Raw genomic sequence first — 18755 nt, 5'->3', positions numbered from 1 at the left:
TCGTACGGCGCAGAGGAGGCGGCGGCATCGTACGGCGCGGACGAGGACAGCGGGGCCCGGCCGACGTCGGACGGCATCCCGTGCGCGGCATCGAGCCGGTCCGCCGGTACGGCGGCCACGCCGGCGGGTGCCGGGCGGCTCACCGGGCCCGGGGCGGGTGTACGGGGGGCCGAGGCGGGCCGGCCCGCGGGGAGGAGCTGGACCCCTCGCTCCACCGGGATCAGGTGCAGCGTCTCGTACGCCCCCTGCCGGGCCAGCACCTCACCCCGCAGCGGCTCGGGCCAGCCGAACGCATCGGCGTGCACCGTGCCCCGCGCGACCAGTTGACCGGCGGTGGGGCGCAGTGCGGGCTCCTTGGCCAGGCACTGGGCCAGCAGCGCGGCGAGCTCGGGGTCGGCCGCGCCGACGGCGCCGGTCACCTGAGGATCGGGCTCCTCGAACGCCACCCGATGCATCACGTCGACCCCGGTGCCGTCCCCGAACGGAGCCCGCCCGGTGGCGGCGTACACCAGGGTCCCCGCCAGCGAGAACACGTCCGAGGAGGCGTCGCACTGGCCCGTCCTGAGGTACTCCGGCGACATGTAGGCCGGGGTGCCCACCCGGTTTCCCGTGCCGGTGAGCGCACTGGCGTCCGCGGCCTTGGAGATCCCGAAGTCGATCAGATGCGCGCCCTGCACGGACAACAGGACGTTGGACGGCTTGAGATCCCGGTGGACCACCCCGGCGGCGGACAGGGCGGCCAGCGCCCGCCCCAGATCGGCGACCAGCCGCCACACGGTGGCCGCGGGCAGCGCGCCGCCCCCGCGGACGGCCTCCGTCAGATCGAGCCCCGGGATGTACTCGGTGGCCATCCACAGCAGTTCGTCCTCGAACCCTGTACCGCACAGCCGGGGCGCGTACGGCGGGCCCAGCCGGGCGTGCACCGCCGCCTCACGCTCGAAACGGCGCTGGAAGCGGACGTCCTCGGCGTACTCCGGCCGGATCACCTTCACCGCGAACAGCCCCGGCCCGTCGTCGGCGGCCCGGGCCAGATACACCCGTCCCATCCCGCCGCTGCCGAGCAGTGCCAGCGGCACATAGGGGCCGACACGGCCCGGATCGCCGACCCGCAGGGGTGAGGCGCCGGTCTGCCGCAGTGCGGCGGCCTCGGCCGCCATGGCCGTCGGTGGGGTCGGCCGCTGGTGAGTCACGGAACTCCCGAAGTGATGTTCGGCGTACGCCTGTTCGTTCTAGAGCGGGAGCAACGAGGCTAGCCGAGTCGTCGCGTGTGCTCAGGCTTTCAAACACTTCCGTAATCGCTTGCTCACCCGACCGGTGCCGCCCGGCCGCCCGCGCCTCAGGCCGTCAACCCCCGCCCCGCGCCGAGCCGTTCGAGCAGTCGCTCGTGATGGAGGGCCGCCACGGGGCCGATCAGGTCGGGGTGGCGCAGCAGGACCGCCGCCCGGCGGTCGTGGTCGTCGGGGGCGAGCAGGCGCCGGTACTCCACCGGCGTACCGCGCGTCCGGGCGCCCCTGGTGAGGCGGGCCACCGCACGCGCGGCCAGGTCCGGGTCGGTGAGGAGACCGGCCGCCCAGCTCGCCACGACCTCGTCGACCCAGCAGCGCCAGGCCGGGTCGTCCGGGTCCTCCCCGGCGCCGCTCAGCCGGTCGAGCCCCGCCGAGCCGCCCGGCGCCGAGCCCGTCGGCGTCGGGTAACGCAGCCAGGCCGCGACGGTGACCGCCTGACGGGCCTGCGCCTCGCACAGGGCCGCGGCGAGCGCGCCACCGGAGGCGGGGAAGGCGCGCGTCAGCCACAGCGTGGTCGCGGCGACGATCGGGGCGAGTTCAGCAAGCACTGGGGACCGTCCGTGCGTGAGGGTTCTCGCGAAACGGTAGCGGAGCCCTGCGCGATCTCTTGACGTGTACGGGGCACGGTGGCTTGATGGGAGCGCTCCCACGCTCCTGCAGACCCGCACGCCCACCCACCCCCGCCTTCTTGGCCTCACTCCTGGAGTCGCAGTGAGAACGACAAGAAGCACGACGAACGGCACGACGCGAAGGACGCCGAGCAGGCCCGGCAGCCTGTCACGGAAGCGCTCCGTGCCCGCCCTGCTGACCAGGCTGGTCGTCCTCCTCGGCCTGGTCGCCCTCGGTGCCCTCGCCCCGGCCCAGGCCCAGGCCCGCCCCGACCGCCTCGCCGCCACCGGCCTGCACATCGCCGACGGCCGCCTGGTCGAGGCCAACGGGAACGACTTCGTCATGCGCGGCGTCAACCACGCCCACACCTGGTACCCCGGCCAACTCCAGTCGCTGGCCGACATCAAGGCGCTCGGCGCCAACACCGTCCGCGTCGTCCTCGCCGACGGCCACCGCTGGAGCGCGAACAGCGCCTCGGACGTGGCGAACGTCATCGCCCAGTGCAAGGCCAACCGGCTCATCTGCGTCCTGGAGGTGCACGACACCACCGGTTACGGCGAGGACTCCGCGGCCGGCACCCTCGACCAGGCCGCCGACTACTGGATCGGCCTGAAGGACGTCCTGGCCGGCCAGGAGAACCACGTCGTCATCAACATCGGCAACGAGCCCTGGGGCAACACGAACCCCGAGGGCTGGACCGCCCCGACCATCGCCGCCGTCAAGAAACTGCGCGACGCCGGATTCCAGCACACGATCATGGTGGACGCGCCCAACTGGGGCCAGGACTGGCAGGGCGTCATGCGCGCCAACGCCCAGTCCGTGTACGCCGCCGACACCACCGGCAACCTGATCTTCTCGATCCACATGTACAGCGTCTTCGACACCGCGGCGGAGATCACCGACTACCTCAACGCCTTCGTCACGGCCGAACTGCCGATCCTGATCGGGGAGTTCGGCGGTCCGGCCGACCAGTGGGGCGACCCGGACGAGGACACCATGATGGCCACCGCCCAGCAGCTGAACCTGGGCTATCTGGCCTGGTCCTGGAGCGGCAACACCGACCCGGTCCTCGACCTGGCGACCGCCTTCGACCCCACGCGGCTCAGCTCCTGGGGCCAGCGTGTCTTCAACGGCGTCAACGGCATCGCCCAGACCGCGAAGGAAGCCACGGTGTACGGCGGCGGCACCCCGGCCGACAGCCAGGCGCCGACCACCCCCGGCACCCCGACGGCCTCCGCCGTGACGGCCACCTCCGCGACGCTCACCTGGACGGCCGCGACCGACAACGTCGGCGTGACCGGCTACGACATCGTCCGGGTCAGTGGCGGCACCGAGTCCGCCGTGGCCGCCTCCACCACCAACGGCGTGACCGTCACCGGCCTCAGCGCCAGTACGGCGTACACCTTCGCGGTCTACGCCAGGGACGCGGCCGGCAACCGCTCCGCCCGCTCGGGCACGGTCGCCGTCACGACGGGCAGCGCACCCGCCACCCCCTGCTCCGTGCGCTACCGCGTCGTGGGCGAATGGCCGGGCGGCTTCCAGGGCGAGATCGTGCTGGGCAACCCCGGCACCGCCGTGATCAACGGCTGGAAGCTGGCCTTCGCCTTCGCCGACGGGCAGACGGTGACGAACATGTGGGGCGGGACTCCGACCCAGAGCGGCAGCTCGGTGACCGTCGCCCCCGCCTCGTACACGACCACCATCCCCGTCGGCGGCTCGGTCACCGTCGGCTTCATCGGCGCCAAGGGCACCACCAACACCGTCCCGACCGCCTTCACCCTCAACGGCAGCGCCTGCACGACCACCTGACACGCCGATCCTCCGGCCGGCCGACCCCGCGCGTCGGCCGGCCGGACGGTCCGCCGCGCCCCGTCCACCACGGCCCGCTCACGGGCAAGGAGCTCGTCCCTGTATTTGATATTTCAAACAAAGGGTGATCTGGGTAAAGTGTGACCATGTCCACGACGCCGCGCTGGCTCAACGCCGAGGAACGACGGGCCTGGCTGGCCTACGTCGACTTCTCCACCCTGCTCGCCGACTACCTCAACCGGCAGCTGCGGCGCGACGCGGGCATGACGCACTCCGACTACAGCCTGCTCGCCTACCTCTCCATGGCCCCCGACGGCGTCCTCGGAATGTCCGAACTGGCCCAGCGGCTGAAGATCACGCGCAGCCGGCTCACCCACGCGGTGAACCGGCTGCGCGAGGTCGGCCTCGTCGACCGCCGGGAGGACCCCGCCGACGGCCGCGGCCAGCTCGCCTTCCTCACCGAGGAGGGCAAGGCGCTGCTGGTCGAGGTCGCCCCCGGCCATGTCGAGGCCGTCCGCCGCGCGGTGTTCGACGTCCTCACCCCCGAACAGATACGGCAGTTCGCCGAGATCGGCGAGGCCATCAGCGACGCGCTGCACCGCGCCGAGAGCACCGAGGCCGATCCGGCGGTGCTGCCCTGGCGACGCCGCTGACGCAGGGGTCCGCCGTACCCGGAACACCCGTTCCGGCAGTTCGTTCGGCCCGGGATCGAGAAGAACCGGCCCGGCGCGCGTACCTGGAGGTACGGGGCTGCCCGCCCCCCTTCGAAACACGCCAACGATCCAAGGGACGTACCTCGTGAACGCAACCGCCGCCATCGGCGTCACCGGCCTCGGCGTGATGGGCCGCAACCTCGCGCGCAACTTCGCCCGCAACGGTTACACCGTCGCCGTCCACAACCGCTCCGCCGGCCGTACCCGCGCGCTCGTCGAGGAGTTCGGCCACGAGGGCGCCTTCGTCCCCGCCGAGTCGGCCGAGGAGTTCGTGGCCGCGCTCGAACGCCCCCGCCGTCTGATGATCATGGTGCAGGCGGGCGCGGTCACCGACGCCGTCATCGACGAGTTCGCCCCGCTCCTGGAGCCCGGCGACATGATCATCGACGGTGGCAACGCCCACTTCGCCGACACCCGCCGCCGTGAGGCCGCGCTGCGCGAGCAGGGCATCCACTTCGTCGGCACCGGGGTCTCCGGCGGCGAGGAGGGCGCCCTGCACGGGCCGTCGATCATGGTCGGCGGATCGAGTGAGTCGTACGACGTCCTCGGCCCGATGTTCGAGTCCATCAGCGCGAAGATCGACGGCGAGCCCTGCGCCGCCCATGTCGGCACCGACGGCGCCGGACACTTCGTCAAGATGGTCCACAACGGCATCGAGTACGCCGACATGCAGCTCATCGCCGAGGCGTACGACCTGCTGCGCCAGGTCGCCGGTTACACCCCCGCCGAGATCGCCGACGTCTTCCGCACCTGGAACGAGGGCCGCCTCGGCTCCTATCTGATCGAGATCACCGCCGAGGTCCTCGCCCACGCCGACGCCACCACCGGCCTCGCGTTCGTCGACATCGTCACCGACGCGGCCGGCCAGAAGGGCACCGGCCGCTGGACCGTGCAGACCGCCCTGGACCTGGGCTCCCCGGTCACCGCCATCGCCCAGGCCACCTTCGCCCGCGCCGCCTCCGGCCAGCGCGAACTGCGCGCCGCCTACGCCGGGCTGCCCGGCGGCACCACCCCCGCGCTCAGCCGCACCGAGGCCGCCCGCTTCACCTCCCAGGTCGAGCACGCCCTGTACGCCTCCAAGGTCATCGCCTACGACCAGGGCTGGAAGATGATCCAGGACGCGGCCGCCGAGTACGGCTGGAAGATCGACCTGGGCGCGGTCGCCAAGATCTGGCGCGGCGGCTGCATCATCCGTGCCTCCTTCCTCGACCGCATCCGTGCCGCGTACGCCGCCGACTCCGAACTGGTCAGCCTGCTCGGCGAGATGGAGTTCGCCATGGAGATCACCGACGCGCAGGTGCCGTGGCGCGAGACGGTCGCCTCCGCCGCCCGCCGGGGCATCCCCGTCCCCGCCTTCTCGGCGGCCCTCGCCCACTACGACACCCTGCGCGCAGGCCGGCTCCCCGCCGCCCTCCTCCAGGGCCAGCGCGACTACTTCGGCGCCCACACGTACGGCCGTACCGACCGCCCCGGCGCCTTCCACACCCACTGGGCGCAGGACGGCCGCCCGGAGACCCAGGCCTGAGCCGGCCCTACGGCGCCGCGGTGACCGGCTCCCGGACCCGTATACCGCCCGGTCCCCGCTTCGCCCAGGCGTAGTACGGCACCGCCGTCAGTCCGACGGCCGCCCCCACCGGGGCCGGTGCCGCGTCCGCCGGTCCGTACGGCCACCAGCCGTCCGGGCCGGCCGGGTCCAGGGCGACACAGCCGCACACCGCGTCCACCCGTAAGGGCGCCTCGCGCCGCCACGACCGTGACCGTCACCGGACCGGTGCGGTCAGCCCCGGGGTGCCGCGGACTGCCGGATGACCAACTGGGTGCTCAGCACCACGTGGTCGTCCCCGGAGACCCGTTCCTCCCGCTCCAGCGCGAGCCGTACGGCGGACCGGCCGAGATCCTCGTACGGCACCCGGACGGTGGTGAGCGCGGGGGTGAGGTCCGCCGCGAAGGGCACGTCGTCGTAGCCGACCAGGGCGACGTCGTCCGGGACGCTCAGCCCGGCCTCGCGCAACGCGGCCAGCGCGCCGAGGGCCACCATGTCGGTGCCGGCGAAGACGGCCGTGAACTCCAGCCCCGCGCGCAGGGCGTCACGGATGCGCAGATAGCCCGACGTACGGGTGTACGGCCCCGGCACGTCGAGTTCCTCCTCGTACGGCACCCCGTGCGCCCGCAGCGCGTCGAGGTGCCCCGCGCGGCGCTGCTGAGCGGTGGCGAACCTGGTCTCGCCGCCGAGGAACAGCACACGGCGGTGCCCGGCCGTGAGCAGATGGGTGGCGGCCTGGAAGGCGCCGCCGCGGTTGTCGTACTCGATCACCGTGGCCGGTACCTCGGCGCGCAGCGGCGGGCGGCCGACCAGGACCAGCCGGGACCCCGCCGAGGCCAGGCCGTGCGCGTATCCGGCCATGCGCTCGTGGTACGCGTCGTCGACCTCCGCGCCGCCGACGAGCACCACCGCGGCGGCGTGCTGTTCGCGCATCAGCTGCACGAGGTCGTTCTCGCGGGCCGGATCGCCGTGCGTGGCGCAGACCAGGCTCAGCCGGCCGCGCATCGCCGCTTCCTGCTCCACGCCGGCCGCCACATGGGCGAGGGAGGGGCCGGTGATGTCGTGGAGGACCAGTGCGACCGGGCCGGGAACGCCGCCCGAGAGCGCCTTGGCGTGCACGTTCACCACGTAGTGGAGTGCCTCGACCGCTGCCGTCACCCGGGCCCGGGTCGTCTCGGCGACCGGGTAGTTCCCGGCCAGTGTCCGGGACACGGTGGCCACCGACACGCCCGCCCTGGCGGCGACGTCGCGGATGGTGGCGGGCTTGTCCTGGCCCGCGGTGCCGCGCCGTCGCCGGCCCCCGCCCGCGGGCCGCCGGCCCGCGCTGTCTCCGGTGGTGTGATCCGTCACGGCTTGACGTTACTGCATCCGGGGGTCTCCGGAGGGGTGCGCGACGGGCGAACTGCCTTTCCGGGAAGCCGGAAAACGTTTGTCCCCCCGGGTGCCGCACCGGCCCGGCCCCCTTCCCGGTCCGCGGTGGCCGGGAAGGGGCGTGCGTGCGGGCGTCGGCTAGGCGCTCGTCGCCGGGTACGTCGGGTACTCGACGCCGGAGACGTGCTGGACGACGCGGACGACCTGGCAGGAGTAGCCGAACTCGTTGTCGTACCAGAGGTAGAGGATGGCGTTGTCGCCGTCGACCTTGGTGGCGCCGGCGTCGACGATCGAGGCGTGGCGCGAGCCGATGAAGTCCATGGAGACCGCGTCGGGGGCCGTGGTGAAGTCGATCTGGCGCCGGAGCGGCGAGGTCAGCGAGACGTCGCGGAGGTGGTCCAGGACCTCGTCGCGGGTCGTTTCGCGGCCGAGGCGCAGGCTGAGGATCGCGATCGACACGTCCGGCACGGGCACCCGGATGGAGCTGCCGGTGATCGGGGCCTCGAGGTCGGGCAGCGCCTTGGCGACGGCGGACGCGGCACCGGTCTCGGTGATCACCATGTTCAGCGGCGCCGAGCGGCCGCGGCGGTCGGCCTTGTGGTAGTTGTCCAGCAGGTTCTGGTCGTTGGTGAACGAGTGGACGGTCTCCACGTGCCCGCGCAGGACGCCGAACTCGTCGTTCATCGCCTTCAGCGGCGGGACGATCGCGTTCGTGGTGCAGGAGGCGCAGGACAGGATCTGCTCGTCCGGCTTGATCGTGTCGTGGTTGACGCCGTGCACGATGTTCGGGACGTCGCCCTTGCCGGGCGCGGTCAGCACGACCTTGTCGACGCCCGGCCGCAGGTGCTGGGAGAGGCCCTCGCGGTCGCGCCACTTGCCGGTGTTGTCGATGAGGATGGCGTTGTCGATGCCGTACGCCGTGTAGTCGATCTCGGCCGGGCTGTCGGCGTAGATCACCTTGATCTCGTTGCCGTTGGCGACGATCGTGCCGTTCTCCTCGTCGACCGTGATCGTGCCCTGGAACTGGCCGTGGACGGAGTCGCGGCGCAGCAGCGAGGCGCGCTTGACGATGTCCTCGGCGGCCCGCTCCCCGCCGCCGCGCACCACGATCGCGCGGAGCCTGAGGCCGTTGCCGGAGCCGGTCTTCTCGATGAGCAGCCGGGCGACGAGCCGGCCGATGCGGCCGAAGCCGTACAGGACGACGTCGCGGGGCTCGCGGCGGTCGATCTTGTTGCCGCCCGTGGCGCCGGCGACGGCCTCGGCGGTGAAGTCCAGGACCGACAGACCGCGGTCGTCGGCGCGGTGGCGCTCGGCGAGGATGCCGATGTCGATCTGGGACGGGCCGAGGTCGAGCGTGGTGAGCGCCTCGAGGAACGGCAGGGTCTCGGTGACCGAGAGCTCCTCGCCCGCGATCTGGCGGGCGAACCGGTGGGTCTTGAGGATGCTGACCACCGACTTGTTCACCAGGGAGCGGCTGTGCAGCAGGATCGTCACGTCCCGCTCGCGGTGCAGCTTCCCGATCATCGGGATCATCGACTCCGCGATCTCCTCGCGGTTCTTCCAGTGGGTGAACGAATCGTCGTTGAGCGTCACGGGCCTATCTTTCGAGCTAGGTGGCGCTCAGATGCTAACCCGATGCCCCTCTGATCATTCAAGCGGGGGTGCGCTCAGGTGTGCGGGACGGGGGAGAGGAGGCCGATCAGGCCTCTTCGGGGGCCTGCTGCCCGCGCGGGATCCCCAGGGCGCACAGCGCTCCGGCGAACACCACGGCGACGCCGACCCACACCGCGGGGTGCAGACCGTCGACGAACTGCCGGGGCCCCTCGGTGCTGCCGTGTGCCACGAACACCGTGCTCAGGACGGCGATGCCGAGCGCGCCGCCGACCTCGCGCACGGTGGTGTTGGCGCCCGACGCCTTGCCCGCGTGGTCCCTGGCGACCGAGCCGAGCACGACCGCCGCCGTCGGCGCGAACACGAAGCCCATGCCGGCACCGGCCACGATCATCGGGCCGACCAGGGCCGAGTAGGCCGTGTCGACGTCGGCGACCAGGTTGATCCAGCCCAGCCCGACGCCCTGGAGGAAGAGCCCGAGGGCCATCAGCCGGCCGCCGCCGACCTTGTCGGTGAGCAGTCCGGCGACGGGGGCGACGAACATCGGCATCAGCGTCCAGGCGAGGGTGCGCACACCGGCCTCCAGCGGGGTGCGCGGCGGCACGATCTGGAGGTACTGCGCGAGCAGGAACAGCGAGCCGAAGACCCCGAAGTACATGGTCGCGGAGACGACGTTGGTGAGGGTGAAGGCCCGCACCCGGTAGAAGGACAGCGGCAGCATCGGCTCATCGGTCCGGGCCTCCCAGGCGACGAACGCGGCCAGCAGCACCGCGCCGCCGGCGAACGCGCCGAGCACCTTGCCGGAGGCCCAGCCGTCGGGCTCGCCGTGCACGATGGCCCACACCGCGGCGCACAGTCCGGCCGCCGCCAGCACCATGCCGACCAGGTCGAGCCGGATGCCGGGCAGCGAGCTCTCCTCGAGGGCGAACAGCACCAGCGGGACGGCGATCACACACACCGGCACGTTGATCCAGAAGATCCACTGCCAGTCCAGGCCGTCCACGACCGCGCCGCCGACGACCGGGCCCATCGCCACGGCGAGCCCGCTCACCCCGGACCACACGCCGAGCGCCATGCCGCGCAGCCGCTCCGGGACCGCCTGCGACAGCAGCGTGAGCGACAGCGGCATCACGGCGGCCGCGCCGAAGCCCTGGATCGCACGGAAGGCGATCAACTGGGCGCTGGTGTCCGACAGGCCGCAGCCGATGGAGGCCAGCGTGAACAGGGCGATGCCGGCGACGAACACCTTCCGGCGCCCGAAGCGGTCGCCGAGCGCGGCGCCGGTCATCAGCAGACAGGCGAAGCCGAGGACATAGGCGTTGACGAACCACTGGAGTTCCTGGGTGTCCGCCTCCAGGTCCACGGCCAGGGTGTGCAGGGCCGTGGAGACGACGAGGTTGTCCAGCGCGACCATGAACATGGGCACGCTCGCCGCGACGATCGCGAGCCAGAGGGGTGTCCGGCGGCCCGCGGCCGCCGGGGCGGAGGCGGCCGGGTCGTCGAGGACCGGGCTCTCTTCGGACAGGGTCATGGTGGGGCTCTCTCCTGGGTCAGGGGTGGGGTGAGGGGTGTCAGGCACCGGTGCGCTCCTGCTCGGCGAGGCGGCGCCGGGCGTCCGTCCAGTCGATGGGCAGACCGGCGGCGGGGACCTGCCAGAAGGTGAAGACCGAGTCCTTCATCGTGGGCCGCAGCCCGTTCATGATCGACTTGTGCGGCTCGGTCTTCGTGTACGTGCGGAGCGCGGCCTCGTCCTCCCAGGCCGACAGCGTCCAGAAGGTGCGCTTGAGGGGCTCGGCGATCAGCGAGGCGCCGTACGCCCCCGGCGCGCCGCAGACCTGCTTCCACGCGGCCAGCGACTTCAGGAAGAAGCGCGGTACGTCCTTGAGTGAGCGGACCTCCAGCCGGGACGCCATCACGAACGCCTCGGTGTCGGGAGCGGGGGTGCTGACTGTCGTCCAGCGCAGGGTGGGCATGGCTGCGGCCTTCTCTCCGGCGGCGCGAAGGAATATTGGATACCTCTACTATCTATGTTAGACAGTAGAGGTATCCAGTTTTCAAGTGTGGGGCCGGACGAATCGGAGCCGAACCGTATGCGCATCTCCGAACTGAGCCGCCGCAGTGGTGTCTCCGTGACGACGATCAAGTACTACCTGCGCGAGGGACTGCTGCCGCCGGGCCGTCAGACGGCCGCCACCCAGGCCGAGTACGACGACCAGCACCTGCGCCGGCTCCGTCTGATCCGCGCCCTGACCGGGGTGCGCGGACTGTCGGTCGGCACCACCCGCGAGGTGCTCGACGCCCTCACGGAGTACTCCGGCGACACCCACCGTCTGCTGGGCCTCGCCCTGGGCTCCATCCGGGTGGGCGAGCAGCCCTGCGACGACACCGCGCAGGCGGCCGAGGTGGAGGCGCTGGTCGAGGAGCTGGACTGGGACGTGCACGCCTCGGCGCCCGCCCGGGCCACCCTCGCCGAGACCCTCGCCTCCCTGCGCGCCCTGGGCGTCCCGCTCGACTGGCGGACCCTCCTGCCGTACGCCCGGCTCGCCGAACGCACCGCGGTCCTCGACCTCGACCAGCTCGAAGGACTGGACGACCCGCTGGAGACCGCGGAGCGCGCCCTGCTGCTGACCGTCCTCCTGGAACCCGCCCTGATGGCGCTCAGACGCATGGCCCAGGAGAACGAGTCGGCCCGCCGGCACACGTCCTAGGTCCATACACCCAGGGCCCTTCCACCCCGGCGGTCATCACCGAGGGCGCGGTGCTCGGCCTGCCTGGCCCAGGTCCGCAGGGAGGGCTGCGCCGCCGTCCGGGGCACGCTCAGCGCCGACCGGGCGGGCTTCGCGGTACCGGTGCGCGACAGCCGCGGCGCGGACCACGAGGCCGGGGCGCGCCCGCGTGACGCGCCCCGCCCGCCGCACGCCACGCCGTCGCCCCGACCGCTTCCCCCTGCCGCGACGGGCCGCTCCGTCGGCGCATGATCCCCGCCCGACCGGGTACGCGAGGCCGGAACCGCGCCCGGAAAGAAGCCTTCCGGCGCGGGCCGTACGACCGCCGCGACAAGGGGAACTGTCATGGAGACGCCCGCCCACGACCGCAACGCCAACCCCGCCCGATGGGCGCTGGACGCGCTGGCCCGGGACACCGAGGACACGGTGGCCCTGGACACCCTCGCGCACTGCGACGTCCTGGTGCCGGTGCCCGACGACGCCACCGACGAGGACGTGAGCGACCCGGCCCGGGTGGCCCTGCCCGTACTGGACAACCCCGGCGGCGCACCCGTCGTCCCGGTGTTCACCTCCGAACCCGAGATGGCCGGACTGCTGCCCGGGATCGACCGCTACCGGCTGGTGCCCCTCGGCGCGCTCGCCGCGCAGTGGCCCACCGGGGAACTCTCGCTCGCCATAGACGCCGCCGGCGACCATCCGCTGACGCTCACCTCGGAGGGAGTGCGCACCCTGCTCGCCCGCTGACCCGCCACCGGCCGGCCCGCGCCCGCCGCCCGTGATCCAGAATGACCCCATGATCTGGCTCTCCGGTGCGGCCGGCGCACTCGTGCTCGCACTGGTGCTCGGGAGCGTCCTGCGCACCCTCGTCGTCCCGCGCGGTCTGTACTCCGTGGTCGTGTACCGGCTGTGGTGGACCCTGCGCCGGCTGCTGCACCTCGCCGCCCTGCGCCGCGGGTACGAGGCCGTCGACCGGTGGCAGACCTGGCTCGCCCCGCTGATCCTGGTCGGCATGCTGGTGATCTGGCTGCTCGGCGCCCTGGCCGGATACGGGCTGCTGCTGTACGCGCTGTCCCCGCTCGACTGGACCACCTCCTTCCGGGAGGCCGGCTCCAGCCTGTTCACCCTCGGCTTCGCCGGTGGCGCGCGCGTACGGCTGTCCGTCCTGGACTTCGCCGCCGCGATCACCGGTCCGGTCGTCATCGCCCTCCAGATCGCCTATCTGCCCACCCTGTACGCCGCCTACAACCGCCGTGAGCTGGAGGTCACCCTGCTCCAGTCCCGGGCCGGCGAACCCGCCTGGGGCCCCGAGATCCTCGCCCGGCAGTGGCTCGTCGACACCGAGACCGCGCTGCCCGAGCTGTACCGCGCCTGGGAGCGGCTGGCCTCGGACATGGGGGAGAGCCATGCGACGTACCCGGTGCTGCTGGCGTTCCGCTCCCCGCGCCCGCAGCGCAGCTGGCTGGTCGGGCTGATCGCGGTGATGGACGCGGCGGCGATGCAGCTCGCGCTGTCCCCGCGCTCCGCGCCGCCGGAGGCCCGGCTGGTGCTGCGCGCGGGGTTCACCGCGCTGCGGGACATCGCCCGCTCGATCCGCTTCCCCTTCGACTCCGACCCCGCTCCGGACGGCCCCGTCCGGCTGACCTACGTCGAGTTCGAGGCGGCGGTGTCGATGCTGGAGTCGACGGGCTTCCGGGCCGAACGCGGCTCCGAGGAGGCCTGGCCGCACTTCCGGGGCTGGCGCGTCAACTACGAGGCGGTCGGCTACGAACTGTGCCGCCGCTGCGACGCGGTCCCCGCCCTGTGGACGGGCCCCCGGGACTTCCCCTCCACCCCGATCCCACCCCACCGCCCGGCGGACCGCAAACCGCCCCCCTAGGGGCGCGGGGAACCGCGCGACCAGCCACAACGGCGCCGCAGCCGAACGCTCAGGAACCGCCGAGCATCCGCTCCAGCACGCCCCGCTGCAACGGCAGCACCTCCGCGTGCAGGTCACGGCCCCTGCGCGTGAGCGTGACGTACACCCCCCGCCGGTCCTCCAGACAGACGGCCCGGGCCACCAGCCCGTCCTTCTCCAGCCGCCCGATCAGCCGGGACAGCGCGCTCTGACTGAGGTGGACCCGGCCCACGAGGTCCTGCACCCGGCACTGCTCGCTCTCCCGGGGCGCCTCGGCGGCGAGGATGTCGAGCACCTCGAAGTCACTCGCGCCGAGGCCGTGCGGATGGAGGGCCCGGTCGATCTCGCACATCGTGCGCGCGTGCACCGACAGGATGTCCCGCCACCGCTCCTCGAGGCCCGCCCCGGCCGTCTTCGCTGCCATACCCGCACGGTAACACCCGTTCGAGCATTTGTTGAGTGTGCAACTAGTGCGGGTGCAAGCATTTTCCTACGACGCGTCCTGGAGCAGCCCCACGAGGTTGCCGTCCGGGTCCTTCACGGCGGCGATCAGCCGGCCGTTGCCGACGTCCTGCACGTCCTGGAGCACCTCGGCCCCCGCTTCCACCAGGGCCGCGAGCCGCCCGCGGATGTCGCCGACGTGCCAGTAGGGGACCGCTCCGGTCAGCCCCTGGGCGTGGCCGTTCGGGTTGAGGCCGACGTCCTGGCCGGCCGCTTTGTAGCCGACGTAGTAGGGCGCGTCGGCGTACGGCTCGACCTGGAGCAGCGCGCCGAACACGGCCTTGGCCCGCTCCAGGTCCTTGACGGGGTAGATGATCGTCTGCACACCGGTGGTGGTCGTCATGGCCGGTCACTCCTCGGTCTTCGCGTGGTTCCGGCGGGATGTGCCGGTGGTCTCACGCTAGGCCGGGGAACGGGGAGCGCGCTTCTCCGATCCTGACCGACCGACGCCACCTCTCAGGTCGAGTCCCGCTTCACCAGCTCCGTCGGCAGGATCACCGCCGCCGGGTCCTCGCCCCCTATCTGGGCGAGGAGAACGCGCACCATCTCGGCGCTGACCCGGTCGTAGGGCTGGCGGATCGTGGTCAGCGCGGGCACCGCCTCCGTCGCCGCGACGGAGTCGTCGAAGCCGCCCACGGACACGTCCTCGGGGACCCGGCGCCCCGCCCGGCGCAGCGCCGTCAGCGCCCCCCGCGCCATCAGGTCGGAGGCGACGAACATCGCGTCCAGATCCGGGGCCTGCGCCAGCAGCCGTTCGGCGCCCGCCTCCCCGCTGGCCCGGCTGTAGTCTCCGGAGACCACCAGCCGCTCGTCGATCTCGACGCCCGCCTCGGTGAGCACCTCCTTGTAACCGGCCAGCCGGTCCACACCGCCCGGGGTGTCCAGCGGGCCGCTGACCATGCCGATCCGGCGCCGGCCGAGCGACAGCAGATGGCGCACCATGTCCCGCGCGCCGTCCCGGTCGTCCGCCGCCACATAGCTCACCTTGGAGCGCAGCCCCATGGGCTTGCCGCACTGGACCAGCGGCACCCCCGCCGCGCGCAGCTCCTCCGCGACCGGGTCGCCGGAGTGGCTGGAGACCAGCAGCACCCCGTCGACATGCCCGGCGGTGATGTAGCGCGTGATGCGCCGCCGTTCGTCCTTGGTGCCCGCCAGCATCAGCAGCAGCGGGATGTCGTGCGCGGCGAGCGCCTGGGTGCAGCCGCTGAGCAGCACATTGAAGTTCGGGTCCTCGAAGAACCGCTCCTGGGGCTCGGTCAGCAGGAATCCCACCGAGTCCGAACGGCCGGTGATCAGCGAGCGGGCATGCCGGTTGACGACGTACCCCGTCTTGCGGATGGCGGCGTTGACCGCCTCCGCCGCCGCGGGGCTGACGTAGTGCCCGCCGTTGAGCACCCGGGAGACGGTGCCCCGGGAGACCCCTGCCTCCCGCGCCACGTCGTGGATCGTCGGCGGTCTGCGCCGGCCCCCCGCATTGCTCATGGTCATGACTTTACGGCCCCGGACAGCAGATCCAGGCTCCAGAACCGCTGAATGACCAGGAAGAGCGCCACCAGCGGGATGACCGCGAGGAACGCCCCGGTGATCACCAGCGTGTACAGCGCGGGCTGGTTCGAGCCCTGTTCCAGCAGGGTGAACAGACCCAGCGTGATCGGGAACTTCTCGTCGTCGCTGAGCATGATGTACGGCAGCAGGAAGTTGTTCCACACCGCCACGAACTGGAACAGGAACACCGTGACCAGTCCGGGCACCATCATCGGCAGCGCGATCCGGGTGAAGATCCGCCACTCGCTCGCCCCGTCCATCCGGCCCGCCTCCACCACGTCGGCGGGCACGGCCGCCGCCGCGTAGATGCGTGCCAGGTAGACGCCGTACGGCGAGAGGATCTGCGGCAGCAGCACCGACCAGTACGAGTCCGTGAGGTCCGCCTTGGCCAGCAGCAGGTACTGCGGGACGGCCAGGATGATCGGCGGCATCAGCACGCCCGCGAGCAGGACGTTGAACACCGACTCGCGACCGCGGAAGCGGTAGGTCGCCAGGGCGTAGCCGCTGAACGCCGACACGCCGGTCGACAGCAGCGCGCCGAGGACGGCGTACAGGGCGGAGTTGCCCATCCACGTCCAGTAGACGCCGTCGCGGTAGGCGGTGAGCTGCCTGACGTTGTCGGTGAAGCCCGTGCCCGGCAGGAAGGTGAAGGTGGAGAACAGCTCGCGGCCGGACTTGGTGGAGGCGATCACCACCCACGCCACGGGGAGCAGGCAGTAGAGCGCGCCCAGCAGGAGGGTGACCGTCGGGACGAAGGCGACACGGCTGCGCAGCGGCGGCCGGCTCTGTGCCGCGCCGGTCGTACCGGCCGCACTGGACGCCTTCTGCACGGCAAGAGAACTCATCGTGCTGCCTCCTGCTTGTTACGACGGTTCGCGGCCCTCAGGAAGCCGAACGACAGCACCAGCGTGGCGAGGGCGATGATCACGGCCTCGGCGGCCGCCTGGTAGATGTCGCCCGTGCCGAACGCGTCCCGGTACACCTTCATCAGCGGACTCCAGGTCGTGGACACGGAGTTGGTGAGGGGTTTGAGGGTCATCGGCTCGTTGAACACCTGGAGCGTGGCGATGATCGAGAAGAAGAAGGTCAGCACCAGCGAGGGCGCCACCATCGGGATCTTGATCCGCAGGGCGATCTGCAGCGGGGTGGCGCCGTCCAGCTTCGCCGCCTCGTACACCTCCGCCGGGATGGCCTGGAGCGAGGTGTAGATGACGATCATGTTGAAGCCGGTGCCGCCCCAGACCGCGATGTTGGAGAGGGCGAGATACAGCGGGCCGCCGTCCAGCAGGTCCGGCTGCGGCAGGCCCAGCCTCTCCAGCACGAAGTAGAAGGGGCTGACGTCCGGCAGGTACAGGAAGCCCCACAGCAGCGCCGCCACCACACCGGGGATGGCGTACGGCAGGAAGATCGCGAGCCGGGTGAACGGGGCGAGCCGCACCTTCTCGGAGTCCAGCATCAGCGCGAACAGCAGGGCCAGGCCCAGCATCACCGGCACGACGATGCAGCCGTAGCCGAGGACGCGCAAAGTGCCGTCCAGCAGCTCGCTGTCGGTGAAGGCGTCCGTGTAGTTCTCGATGCCGGCCCAGACCTCGCTGCGCGCCCCCTTGCCCAGCCCGAGGCCGGAGACGTGCACCTTGTGGAAGCTGAGCCAGACCGCGTAGCCGATCGGCAGCGCGAAGAACAGGGAGAAGAGGAGCGTCGCGGGGAGGAGGAAGGCGTACGGGGCCCCCTTGACCCCGTACGACCTCCGGCGTGCGGTGGTCACTCGGAGACCTCGAAGCCCTGCTTCTCGAGGTCGGCGACCGTGGCGTCCTGCATGGTCTTCAGGGCGGCGGAGAAGTCCGACTTGTTCTTGGCGGCGGCGCCGAACGCGTCGTTGAAGGTCTGGTAGGCGACGTTCACGTTGGGGCCCCAGGCCGAGGGCGCCGTGGTCTTCGCGATCTTGGCGGCCAGGGTGTAGAACTCCGGCTGCGTCGAGAAGTAGTCCGGCGGGGTGGCGAAGGCGCCGCTGGTCTGGGCGTTCGTGGCGGCCGGGTAGATGCCGCTCTCCTTCGCCAGCGCCGTCAGGGCCGTGCCGTCGGTGTTCAGCCAGGCGGCGAACTTCGCGGCGGCCTCCTGGTGCTTGGAGTCCGTCGTCACGGCCGTGGAGGAGCCGCCCCAGCTGCCGGTGACGTTGTCGCCGGCCGACCACTGGGGGAGCGGGGCCATGGCCCACTTGCCCTTGGTGTCCGGCGCGGCGGTGGTCAGGGTGCCCGGCGCCCACACGGCCGACACCCAGGCGATCTGCTTGCCGGTGTTCAGGGCCTTGTTCCAGGCCGGGGTGTACATCGGCTGGTTGTCGATGGCGCCCTCCTTGACGAGGCCGCCCCAGAAGTCGGCGACCTTCTGGGTGGCCGCGTCGTCGATGCCGACCTGCCACTTGTCGCCGGAGGTGGTCCACCACTTGGCGCCGGCCTGCTGGGCGAGGCCCGCGAAGAGACCGGAGTCGTTGGCGGAGAACGTGGTCAGGTCCGTCTGCGGCGCCTTCTTCTTCAGCGCGCGGGCGGTCTCGGCGAACTCGTCCCAGGTCGTCGGGACCGTCAGGCCGTACTTCTTGAAGAGGTCGGCGCGGTAGTAGAACATCATCGGGCCGATGTCCTGCGGGACCGCGTAGACCGCGTCCGTGCCCAGCGTCGTCTGCTGCCACACGCCGTCGGCGAACTTGCTCTTCGCGTCGCCCACGTTCTTCGCTATGTCCGCCAGCGCGTCATTGCTGACCAGCGTCGGCAGCGCCTGGTACTCGGCCTGCACCAGGTCGGGCGCCTTGCCCGCCTTGTGCGCGGTGAGGATCTTGGTGACCAGCGTGTCGCCGGACGCCTGCTTCTTCACCGTGACGGTGATCCGGTCCTTCTTGCCCTGGCCCTTGTTCCAGAGGTCGACGACCTTGTCCATGCCGGGCGTCCAGGTCCAGTACGTGAGCGAGACCGGACCGGACTCGGACTTGCTGTCGTCGTCGGACGAGCCGCAAGCGGCGAGGGCGGTGCTGCCGAGAGCGACGGCAACCGCAGTTGCCACGAGGCGACGGCGCTTCGTGTTGGGCATGGATCTCTCCCCTGACCTGGGTCCTGGTGTCTGTGAGCGTTCACAGTAGAGAAACATCCCGGACAC

Annotated in this window: 18 protein-coding genes and 1 pseudogene; 6 read left to right on the top strand and 13 right to left on the bottom strand. The window is 71.8% G+C overall.

What is annotated here, in order from left to right:
* Positions 1-113: 113 nt before the first annotated feature.
* Positions 114-1157 (bottom strand): annotated as a pseudogene (locus ACYQ8Q_RS03185) (serine/threonine-protein kinase); the annotation flags it as partial.
* A 179-nt stretch (positions 1158-1336) separates the two neighbouring features.
* Positions 1337-1834, bottom strand: a complete 498-nt coding sequence (locus tag ACYQ8Q_RS03180) for a hypothetical protein (protein ID WP_460061649.1) — start codon at positions 1832-1834, stop codon at positions 1337-1339.
* A gap of 244 nt (positions 1835-2078) precedes the next feature.
* Between ACYQ8Q_RS03180 and ACYQ8Q_RS03175 the strand changes: the two genes are divergently transcribed.
* The 3 genes from ACYQ8Q_RS03175 to gndA all read left to right on the top strand — a co-directional run bounded on the left by ACYQ8Q_RS03175 (position 2079) and on the right by gndA (position 5942).
* Positions 2079-3704 carry a cellulase family glycosylhydrolase gene (locus ACYQ8Q_RS03175; protein ID WP_460061647.1) on the top strand — a complete coding sequence of 542 codons (1626 nt, stop codon included), beginning with the start codon at positions 2079-2081 and terminating at the stop codon, positions 3702-3704.
* A gap of 146 nt (positions 3705-3850) precedes the next feature.
* Positions 3851-4357 carry a MarR family winged helix-turn-helix transcriptional regulator gene (locus ACYQ8Q_RS03170; protein ID WP_460061645.1) on the top strand — a complete coding sequence of 169 codons (507 nt, stop codon included), beginning with the start codon at positions 3851-3853 and terminating at the stop codon, positions 4355-4357.
* A gap of 145 nt (positions 4358-4502) precedes the next feature.
* The gene (gndA, locus tag ACYQ8Q_RS03165; RefSeq protein WP_460061644.1) at positions 4503-5942 is read left to right on the top strand and encodes an NADP-dependent phosphogluconate dehydrogenase; all 1440 of its coding nucleotides are present in this window, start codon (positions 4503-4505) and stop codon (positions 5940-5942) included.
* Between the two features lie 7 nt (positions 5943-5949).
* On the opposite strand, the gene ACYQ8Q_RS03160 is transcribed toward gndA, so the two are convergent.
* The 5 genes from ACYQ8Q_RS03160 to ACYQ8Q_RS03140 all read right to left on the bottom strand — a co-directional run bounded on the left by ACYQ8Q_RS03160 (position 5950) and on the right by ACYQ8Q_RS03140 (position 10915).
* Positions 5950-6141, bottom strand: a complete 192-nt coding sequence (locus tag ACYQ8Q_RS03160; RefSeq protein ID WP_460061641.1) for a hypothetical protein — start codon at positions 6139-6141, stop codon at positions 5950-5952.
* Positions 6142-6194: 53 nt separating this feature from the next.
* The gene (locus ACYQ8Q_RS03155) at positions 6195-7310 is read right to left on the bottom strand and encodes a LacI family DNA-binding transcriptional regulator (protein WP_460061639.1); all 1116 of its coding nucleotides are present in this window, start codon (positions 7308-7310) and stop codon (positions 6195-6197) included.
* A 159-nt stretch (positions 7311-7469) separates the two neighbouring features.
* Entirely contained in the window at positions 7470-8924 is a 1455-nt protein-coding gene (locus ACYQ8Q_RS03150; protein ID WP_460061636.1) for a glyceraldehyde-3-phosphate dehydrogenase, read from the bottom strand.
* Positions 8925-9030: 106 nt separating this feature from the next.
* On the bottom strand, positions 9031-10473 hold the full coding sequence (locus tag ACYQ8Q_RS03145) for an MFS transporter (RefSeq protein ID WP_460061634.1): 1443 nt from the start codon (positions 10471-10473) through the stop codon (positions 9031-9033).
* Positions 10474-10513: 40 nt separating this feature from the next.
* Positions 10514-10915, bottom strand: a complete 402-nt coding sequence (locus ACYQ8Q_RS03140; RefSeq protein ID WP_460061632.1) for a DUF3291 domain-containing protein — start codon at positions 10913-10915, stop codon at positions 10514-10516.
* A gap of 117 nt (positions 10916-11032) precedes the next feature.
* On the opposite strand from ACYQ8Q_RS03140, the gene ACYQ8Q_RS03135 reads away from it, so the two are divergent.
* The 3 genes from ACYQ8Q_RS03135 to ACYQ8Q_RS03125 all read left to right on the top strand — a co-directional run bounded on the left by ACYQ8Q_RS03135 (position 11033) and on the right by ACYQ8Q_RS03125 (position 13544).
* A complete protein-coding gene (locus ACYQ8Q_RS03135; protein WP_460061631.1) occupies positions 11033-11650 on the top strand; it encodes a MerR family transcriptional regulator in 618 nt (205 codons plus the stop codon).
* Positions 11651-12013: 363 nt separating this feature from the next.
* Positions 12014-12412, top strand: coding sequence for an SseB family protein (locus ACYQ8Q_RS03130; protein WP_460061629.1), 399 nt, complete (start codon positions 12014-12016; stop codon positions 12410-12412).
* 49 nt (positions 12413-12461) lie between these two features.
* The gene (locus tag ACYQ8Q_RS03125) at positions 12462-13544 is read left to right on the top strand and encodes a hypothetical protein (protein ID WP_460061627.1); all 1083 of its coding nucleotides are present in this window, start codon (positions 12462-12464) and stop codon (positions 13542-13544) included.
* A gap of 49 nt (positions 13545-13593) precedes the next feature.
* On the opposite strand, the gene ACYQ8Q_RS03120 is transcribed toward ACYQ8Q_RS03125, so the two are convergent.
* From ACYQ8Q_RS03120 to ACYQ8Q_RS03095, 6 genes are all read right to left on the bottom strand, one after another.
* Positions 13594-13986 carry a MarR family transcriptional regulator gene (locus ACYQ8Q_RS03120; RefSeq protein ID WP_460061625.1) on the bottom strand — a complete coding sequence of 131 codons (393 nt, stop codon included), beginning with the start codon at positions 13984-13986 and terminating at the stop codon, positions 13594-13596.
* A gap of 66 nt (positions 13987-14052) precedes the next feature.
* Positions 14053-14406: a VOC family protein gene (locus ACYQ8Q_RS03115; RefSeq protein WP_460061622.1), complete on the bottom strand. Its 354-nt coding sequence runs from the start codon at positions 14404-14406 to the stop codon at positions 14053-14055.
* 113 nt (positions 14407-14519) lie between these two features.
* Positions 14520-15551, bottom strand: a complete 1032-nt coding sequence (locus tag ACYQ8Q_RS03110) for a LacI family DNA-binding transcriptional regulator (protein WP_460061620.1) — start codon at positions 15549-15551, stop codon at positions 14520-14522.
* Positions 15548-16453: a carbohydrate ABC transporter permease gene (locus tag ACYQ8Q_RS03105; protein WP_460061617.1), complete on the bottom strand. Its 906-nt coding sequence runs from the start codon at positions 16451-16453 to the stop codon at positions 15548-15550. Before ACYQ8Q_RS03105 ends, ACYQ8Q_RS03110 begins: the two co-directional genes overlap by 4 nt.
* Entirely contained in the window at positions 16450-17373 is a 924-nt protein-coding gene (locus tag ACYQ8Q_RS03100; protein WP_460061614.1) for a carbohydrate ABC transporter permease, read from the bottom strand. The genes ACYQ8Q_RS03105 and ACYQ8Q_RS03100 overlap by 4 nt, the downstream gene beginning before the upstream one ends.
* Positions 17370-18689, bottom strand: a complete 1320-nt coding sequence (locus tag ACYQ8Q_RS03095; RefSeq protein WP_460061612.1) for an extracellular solute-binding protein — start codon at positions 18687-18689, stop codon at positions 17370-17372. The genes ACYQ8Q_RS03100 and ACYQ8Q_RS03095 overlap by 4 nt, the downstream gene beginning before the upstream one ends.
* Between the last annotated feature and the right edge of the window lie 66 nt (positions 18690-18755).

The sequence above is a fragment of the Streptomyces sp. YKOK-I1 genome, from assembly GCF_054660435.1.
Note: the sequence above shows the minus strand (reverse complement) of the source record. Positions and strands in the feature narration are given on the sequence as shown.

Bases quoted from the DNA above. Each gene is read 5' to 3' on its own strand.
- ACYQ8Q_RS03145 (WP_460061634.1), bottom strand. From the start codon at position 10,473: ATGACCCTGTCCGAAGAGAGCCCGGTCCTCGACGACCCGGCCGCCTCC.
- ACYQ8Q_RS03170 (WP_460061645.1), top strand. From the start codon at position 3,851: ATGTCCACGACGCCGCGCTGGCTCAACGCCGAGGAACGACGGGCCTGG.
- ACYQ8Q_RS03135 (WP_460061631.1), top strand. From the start codon at position 11,033: ATGCGCATCTCCGAACTGAGCCGCCGCAGTGGTGTCTCCGTGACGACG.
- ACYQ8Q_RS03125 (WP_460061627.1), top strand. From the start codon at position 12,462: ATGATCTGGCTCTCCGGTGCGGCCGGCGCACTCGTGCTCGCACTGGTG.
- ACYQ8Q_RS03095 (WP_460061612.1), bottom strand. From the start codon at position 18,689: ATGCCCAACACGAAGCGCCGTCGCCTCGTGGCAACTGCGGTTGCCGTC.
- ACYQ8Q_RS03115 (WP_460061622.1), bottom strand. From the start codon at position 14,406: ATGACGACCACCACCGGTGTGCAGACGATCATCTACCCCGTCAAGGAC.
- ACYQ8Q_RS03130 (WP_460061629.1), top strand. From the start codon at position 12,014: ATGGAGACGCCCGCCCACGACCGCAACGCCAACCCCGCCCGATGGGCG.
- ACYQ8Q_RS03105 (WP_460061617.1), bottom strand. From the start codon at position 16,453: ATGAGTTCTCTTGCCGTGCAGAAGGCGTCCAGTGCGGCCGGTACGACC.
- ACYQ8Q_RS03140 (WP_460061632.1), bottom strand. From the start codon at position 10,915: ATGCCCACCCTGCGCTGGACGACAGTCAGCACCCCCGCTCCCGACACC.
- ACYQ8Q_RS03120 (WP_460061625.1), bottom strand. From the start codon at position 13,986: ATGGCAGCGAAGACGGCCGGGGCGGGCCTCGAGGAGCGGTGGCGGGAC.
- ACYQ8Q_RS03110 (WP_460061620.1), bottom strand. From the start codon at position 15,551: ATGACCATGAGCAATGCGGGGGGCCGGCGCAGACCGCCGACGATCCAC.